The sequence below is a fragment of the Bacillaceae bacterium S4-13-56 genome, from assembly GCA_040191315.1.
Taxonomy (GTDB): domain Bacteria; phylum Bacillota; class Bacilli; order Bacillales; family JAWJLM01; genus JAWJLM01.
In genome coordinates, this window is record JAWJLM010000121.1 from 1 (window position 1) to 6759 (window position 6759).

Below are 6759 nucleotides of genomic sequence, written 5' to 3' on the forward strand. Positions count from 1 at the left end.
CTGTGACCTATACTGAGCTAGTTGGATAATCAGAAAAAAGAAAAGATGTGAATTTAGAAAATGGTGTTATAAATATTCAAAAATCAAAGGGATATAATCAACATTACGTGGTCATGCATGATTCTATGTTAGCAATGATGAAACGATATGACAAAGAAATCGAAGGAATATGTCCATCAAGAACGTATTTCTTTCCGACAAGAGATGGCAAGCATTATACAAAGGCATGGATTACATTGAATTTCAATAAATTATGGTATCAATACAATGATTCTTATGCCAACGCATATGCCCTCCGGCATCACTATGCCATAACGAATATCAATAGCTGGACAAATGTAGGGATAGAATTCACTTCCAAATTATTGGCATTAAGCCGGAGCATGGGACACTCATCTATTGAAAGCACAATGTATTATTATTCACTGGTACCTGGACTCAGAGATAAACTGGAAGAGCTGACGGAAAAGAATTTTGATGAATTAGTTCCGGAGATGTACGATGAAGAATAACATGAAAGAGTCAAATGAAATTGCGAACCATATCAACAAATTCATTAGAGTTTATTTTCCTTCCAGCAAAACGAGCAGTGAGCATACGATAAAATCCTATCACCTTGCATTAACACTTTTCATGGATTTCCTTGAAGAAAAGAAAAAAATAACAATAAATCAGCTTTCCTATGATTGTTTCAAAGCCGAAACCATTGATGAATGGTTAATATGGCTGATGAATGAAAAGAACTGCAAGCCACAATCAGCCAATGTAAGATTATCATCCATAAAGGCTTTTCTAAAATATTTAGGCATACAGGATATTACATTAAGCTATCTTAGCATAGCAGCAGCATCAGTCAAGAAAAGAAAAGCACCAAAAATCAAAGTAAAAGGAATGAGTAAAGAGGGTGTACAAGCTCTTTTGGGAACAATTGATCAGTTAACTAAGGCAGGGAGAAGAGATCTTGCGATATTTATATTATTTTATGATATAGCAGCAAGAATAGATGAAATATTATCACTAAAGATTAAAAATGCACGCTTGAATGTACCAAAACCATATGTCACAATAACTGGAAAAGGAAACAAACATCGAAGTTTAGGCTTGAATTCCAAGATTGTTCAATACCTTGAGAAATTCGTAAATGAATATCATGGCATGAGACCTAATGAAGATGATTTCTTGTTTTATTCAAAAATAACTTGTTTTATTCAAAAATAAAAGGAAAAAAGAAAAAATTAACGCAACCAGCAGTTACAAAACGATTAAAAAAATGGGCTGTCATCGCTAATCAATTGTGTCCAGAAGTTCCAGCAACTTTACACCCTCATCAGATTAGACACGCGGCAGCAACTCACTGGCTGGAAAATGGTATGAATGTCGGTGAAATTCAATATTTATTAGGGCACGAAAACATTCAGACAACTATGGTTTACTTGGAGATAACGGTAACTCAGGAAGCATCAGCAATGAAAGAAATAATGACTGAAGAAGAAGTAAATCAACCTAAATTATGGAAAGAAGATATTCGAAAGTTAAGAGATCTTTGCAAATAACTAAAAATAAAATCCAAACCATTTTCATTAATATCCTAGTGGAATCAGTAGGTTTCATGAAAAGGTTTGGATTTTAAAAAGGTTTGGATAAGGGCCATAGAACTATTTTTTAAGTGGCTCAAACAGCATGTAGAGATCAAGCACTTTTATGGCATGAGCGAAACTGCCATCCAAAATCAAATCTTCCTTGCGCTCATTGCTTACTGTCTAAATGTACTTATCCAGTTGGAGATGAAGAGTAAGAAGTCCTTACTCCGTATTATCCGCTGGTTAAAAAGAGCACTTTGGAAACCTGCATATGTCTGGATCCGAAGATTTGACGAAAGATCTAGCCCATAAATACATACTGTCGTTGTTGCCAATAGTTTAACTGTATAATTTTTCCAAATGGACAAACCACCTTTTGTTTAGGCTTTGTCTTTTTGGCAAAAAATCCAGTAAATATATTTACTGAATATTCAAACTACATTTATGCAATGCTAGTGATACTAAATATATACTAACAACAGTTCAAAACTTAGCTCTAGTACAATTATTTGATGTCCTCGCCTTCTTCTACTTTTCCACCAGTGAATTCACAATGGTTGGGTAAGGACATCTCTGGAGAACGAAGAGCACACAAGTTTTCCTTTTTGTTGTTCTCGATGATGGCTGCTACTACTTTTAGGGATTTTTTCATGGGGGTAAATTGGTGTCAGGCACCTCATATCGGGTGTAAAATGACCTTGCTTTTATAATTTTATTGCAGAAATTACAGAAAAAGACCTGACCAAGTGCGGGGAACGCTAAATGCACTATTGATCAGGTGTTTTGGGTGAAACATTTACTTTTTATAACTTAGATTTATTTTTAGGTCTTTTTCAAAATGTTTAATAAGTTGAATTAAAAAAACTTTGTCGTATTCTTTTTCCCATTTATCAAACTTGTCCATTACTTCTATTCTGAGATTATCAAATTTCTTTTTAACATCTCCGGTTATAAGATCATGCCTCTTCCATTGAAAATAAATATAAAAAGAGACTACAAGACCAATGATTGATATTTTGTCTTGTCCCATTGAGAAGATTAATGTTAATAAGTCTGGATACTTATTATGGAAAAAATGATAATAAGAAAACCAGAGAAAAGTACCTAGTGAAAAAACAAATAGGAGTGATAAATCAAAGTACTTTTTCTGAGTATCTGAGAGCTTTAATTTTCTCTTTTTTAACTCTTCCAATATTTTTTGATCCATCGGAAACATTTTTGACCAGATGTTGTCCATTTCCCTCTCTCCTATACTAATTTTTTCCATATATCTTAAAGGAATATTGAACGTAGTGTTTGTCTAACTATATTCCAGACATCAAATATACATACATAAAATTGGATGAAATTTTGAATAAGTTTGTACTTAATGTAAAATTATGAATAGAAGCCGATAGAAGTATAAAAATTTCGAGGTGATGTCATGCCCATCCAAGGTATCTATGAAGAGCTTATTACAAAGCAACTGAAGGAACAACTTTCTAAACTGGAACAAGATCAATTTGATATTTCAAAAGAATCTTTAGATGTAGAAGAGGCGAGAAAGGTGCTTTCTTCCTATATTTCCTCGGTAACGAGAAGAGCACTAAACTATGTTAGGGATAAGGTTTCTGATGACAAAGAAGCTCTTTTAAAACAAATTGAAACTTGTAATCATCTTATAACAACTTTGAGCAAAACATTGAGTGATGATGAATTTGATCAACTTCATATTGCGCAAGAAGGGGAAGTGCTCACCTCAATTTGCTCAAAGATTAATAGTGTTCGAAGTGTGAAGAAGGAAAAGGTGGTTCGGCCGGTTACTTCTATTGCTGAGAGCTCCCTTTTTACAGGTTCCAGCTATGAACCCGATATGCTAAGTGAGTTGAAAAAGGAGATTGCCAGTTCAGACGAGATTGATTTTCTTGTGTCGTTCATTAAGTGGAGTGGCATTCGTATTCTAATGGATGAACTTAAGACTTTTACGGATAATGGTGGACAGTTGAGGATTATAACAACCTCTTACATGGAAGCAACAGATTACAAAGCCATTCTAGAATTAAGTAAATTAGAGTACACCGAAATAAAGATTTCCTATGATGTGGATAGGACTCGACTCCATGCTAAGGCTTATATGTTTAAGCGAAATACGGGATTTACTACGGCATACATAGGCTCTTCCAATCTATCAAATCCTGCTCTGACATCAGGACTTGAGTGGAATCTTAAGGTAACAGAAAAGGATTCTTTTGATATTGTAAAAAAGTTTGATGCCACATTTGAAAGCTATTGGAACGATGGAGAATTCAGGACATTTGATAGCAATAATGAACATGATCATGATCAACTAAAACAGGCACTAAGAAAGAAGAATCAGGAAGAGAAAAACGATTTTCATTTTAATTTTGATATTCAACCTTACTATTACCAAAAAGAAATGCTAGAAAACTTGGAAGCTGAGCGTGAGGTTTTTGGCCGATATCGAAATCTTTTGGTTGCCGCCACAGGTGTGGGTAAGACTGTGATTTCAGCTTTTGACTATCGTAGATATAGAAATAACCAAAACAACCGAGCGAGATTACTATTTGTGGCTCATAGAGAAGAAATACTTAAACAAAGTAGGGATACTTTCCGTGCTATTTTGAAAGATTTTAACTTTGGGGACATGCTTGTTGGTGGAAGTACGCCGAGTTCAATGGAGCATGTTTTTGTGAGTATTCAAAGCTTCAACAGTATGAAGCTTCATGAAAAACTTACGAGTGATTATTATGATTTTATAATTGTTGATGAGTTCCATCATGCAGCTGCTCAATCCTACCAAACTTTATTAAGTCACTTTCAGCCAAAAGTGTTGCTTGGTTTAACTGCTACTCCAGAACGCATGGATGGAAAGGATATACTCCACTACTTTGATGGACAAATTGCATCGGAAATGAGGCTCACAGAAGCCATAAATAAAAAGCTATTAAGTCCCTTTCAATACTTCTGTGTTAGCGATACTGCCGATTTATCTAACCTGAAGTGGCGTGGTAAGGGCTACGATGTAAAGGAATTAGAAAATGTTTATACCAACGATAAGATTCGTAGTAATCAAATTGTAAACAGTTTAAAAAGATACGTAACTGATATGGATGAAGTGAAGGGTCTAGGATTTTGTGCTGGAGTAGAGCATACCATTTACATGGCCAATTACTTTAATCAGCGGGGAATAGCATCGATTGCTTTACATGGTGACTCAGACAAGGAAATTAGAAAATCTGCTCAGTTTCAGTTATCAAGTGGTGAGATAAAATTTATTTTTGTTGCTGATCTATATAATGAAGGAGTAGATATTCCAGACGTAAATACGATTTTATTTTTACGTCCGACGGAGAGTTTGACTGTTTTCATACAGCAGTTAGGACGTGGCCTTCGATTAGCAGATGGAAAAGAGTGTTTAACCGTTTTAGACTTTGTGGGTCAAGCCCATAAGAATTATAGCTTTGAAGAGAAATTTCGAGCTTTGGTTGGTAAAACGAAACACTCCATCAAGCATTATATAGAAGAAGGGTTCTCGAACTTGCCAAAAGGTAGCTTCATTCAGCTAGAAAAGCAAGCAAAAGAGTATATTTTAAGGAATATTAAAGCTGCTACCAATTCTGTTGCCAACCTGAAAACAAAGATGAAATATTTTAAACAGGATACAGGTTTGGAATTAACTTTTCATAACTTTTTAACTCATCATCATTTATCTGTGTATGACTTTTATGGTAAAGGAGGAGACCGCTCTTTCCAAAGAATGTTGGTAGAGGTTGGACTTGCTGATGATTTTTATTGCCCAGAAGAGAAGACCATTATGAAAAGGTTGCCTAGGTTCTTTCATCTTAATTCCAAAAAGTTGCTGGAGTTTTTTACTGGGTACGTGAAAGGTGAGAAAACTGTTGTAAATGTAGAAGAGCATTTAATGAGAAATATGCTTTACTACACTTTTTATCAAAAGGAGCCTAAGAAAGAGGGTCTTTCATCTGTTGAAGAAGGGTTGAAAAAGGTGCTAGAAAATGATCGGATGAGAAGGGAAGTCCTTGATGTTTTGGAGTATCAATATCATTCGATCAAAACACTGGAGCTTAGTCATGATTTAAATTTTGTTACACCTTTAACCGTTCATGCAACCTATAACCGAGATCAAATTATGGCTGCCTTAGGGTACTTTAACGAAGAAAGTTCTCCTGAGTTCAGAGAAGGGGTCAAGCATTTTCAAGAAAAGAATTTGGATATTTTCTTTATTACTCTTAATAAGTCAGAGAAAGATTTTTCGACTTCCACACTGTATGAGGACTATGCAATTAATGAAAGGCGTTTCCACTGGCAGTCACAGAGTACATTATCTGTAACAAGCCCAACTGCCCAAAGGTATATTCATCATCGAGAGAATCGCCACAATATCGCCTTGTTCGTAAGAGAATCTAAAAAGGAAAATGGCTATACTGCACCATTTACTTTCTTAGGAACATGTGATTATATTAGACACTATGGTGAAAAACCAATCAGCTTCGAATGGCTGTTAAGAGAAGAAATGCCCCCAGCATTAATACCAAAAGCGAATAAGAGTATTGTTTTATAGTCTCCTGTATAGGGGACTATTTTCTTGGATTAATTTTTGAACAGTTGGTATGTCAGCAGGTGCCTATTTAAAGGAAAACAAGGTTTTCTCGTTCGAGCCGACAAACATGTACATAGCCTTTTTTGCATTCAACTTAATGTAGAAAGTGGTTTTGTATAATGGGATTTATGAGTGAATGATACATTTATCAACATTTTCGACAAGAACAGATTTTTTTACACGCGAAGATCTATTTATTCGATGAAAAAACAATACTTGTTGGATCGGCTAACTTTACTAATAGAGGCCTTGGGGTTAATGGTGAACCAAACAAGGAAATATTGATTAAACGAAAAGTAGATAAAGCTGATGCTAATTTAATTATGGATAAATTCTGGAATCATGAGGAAGAGATTTTATTTAAAGATATATCTGACTTTCAAAAAAAAGTTGAGGATATTAGTGAAAAGTACCCTGATATAGATGTTCAAATACAAAATGCTCAGATTGACTTTAAAAATACGTTTCTACCAAAGATTACACCTCATCAAAAGTTAATGATTTTGATGAAAGCAAAAGGGTTAATTAGGGTCTGCTGAATAAATATAAAATCCACTA

The 6759-nt window shown here is 34.7% G+C and carries 6 protein-coding genes and 2 pseudogenes; 6 read left to right on the forward strand and 2 right to left on the reverse strand.

The window, feature by feature from the left end:
• Positions 1-47 precede the first annotated feature (47 nt).
• The 4 genes and pseudogenes from RZN25_17670 (at position 48) to RZN25_17685 (ending at position 1892) form a co-directional block, all read left to right on the forward strand.
• Positions 48-512 (forward strand): tyrosine-type recombinase/integrase, encoded by a 465-nt coding sequence (locus RZN25_17670; protein ID MEQ6378638.1) that lies wholly within the window; start codon positions 48-50, stop codon positions 510-512.
• Positions 502-1218, forward strand: coding sequence for a tyrosine-type recombinase/integrase (locus tag RZN25_17675; GenBank protein ID MEQ6378639.1), 717 nt, complete (start codon positions 502-504; stop codon positions 1216-1218). Before RZN25_17670 ends, RZN25_17675 begins: the two co-directional genes overlap by 11 nt.
• The gene (locus RZN25_17680) at positions 1200-1553 is read left to right on the forward strand and encodes a tyrosine-type recombinase/integrase (GenBank protein ID MEQ6378640.1); all 354 of its coding nucleotides are present in this window, start codon (positions 1200-1202) and stop codon (positions 1551-1553) included. Before RZN25_17675 ends, RZN25_17680 begins: the two co-directional genes overlap by 19 nt.
• A 96-nt stretch (positions 1554-1649) precedes the next feature.
• Positions 1650-1892 (forward strand): annotated as a pseudogene (locus RZN25_17685) (IS4 family transposase).
• A gap of 196 nt (positions 1893-2088) precedes the next feature.
• Here RZN25_17685 and RZN25_17690 read toward each other — a convergent pair.
• Positions 2089-2232: pseudogene (locus tag RZN25_17690) on the reverse strand (8-oxo-dGTP diphosphatase MutT).
• 144 nt (positions 2233-2376) lie between these two features.
• Positions 2377-2817, reverse strand: coding sequence for a hypothetical protein (locus RZN25_17695; GenBank protein MEQ6378641.1), 441 nt, complete (start codon positions 2815-2817; stop codon positions 2377-2379).
• A 186-nt stretch (positions 2818-3003) separates the two neighbouring features.
• On the opposite strand from RZN25_17695, the gene RZN25_17700 reads away from it, so the two are divergent.
• Together RZN25_17700 and RZN25_17705 are read left to right on the forward strand one after the other, a co-directional pair.
• On the forward strand, positions 3004-6162 hold the full coding sequence (locus RZN25_17700) for a DUF3427 domain-containing protein (GenBank protein MEQ6378642.1): 3159 nt from the start codon (positions 3004-3006) through the stop codon (positions 6160-6162).
• 209 nt (positions 6163-6371) lie between these two features.
• Positions 6372-6740, forward strand: coding sequence for a phospholipase D-like domain-containing protein (locus RZN25_17705; protein MEQ6378643.1), 369 nt, complete (start codon positions 6372-6374; stop codon positions 6738-6740).
• Positions 6741-6759: the final 19 nt, after the last annotated feature.

What these genes read in the sequence shown, in the direction of transcription:
- RZN25_17675 (MEQ6378639.1), top strand. Translation starts at nt 502, where the DNA reads ATGAAGAATAACATGAAAGAGTCAAATGAAATTGCGAACCATATCAAC.
- RZN25_17695 (MEQ6378641.1), bottom strand. Translation starts at nt 2,817, where the DNA reads ATGGACAACATCTGGTCAAAAATGTTTCCGATGGATCAAAAAATATTG.
- RZN25_17700 (MEQ6378642.1), top strand. Translation starts at nt 3,004, where the DNA reads ATGCCCATCCAAGGTATCTATGAAGAGCTTATTACAAAGCAACTGAAG.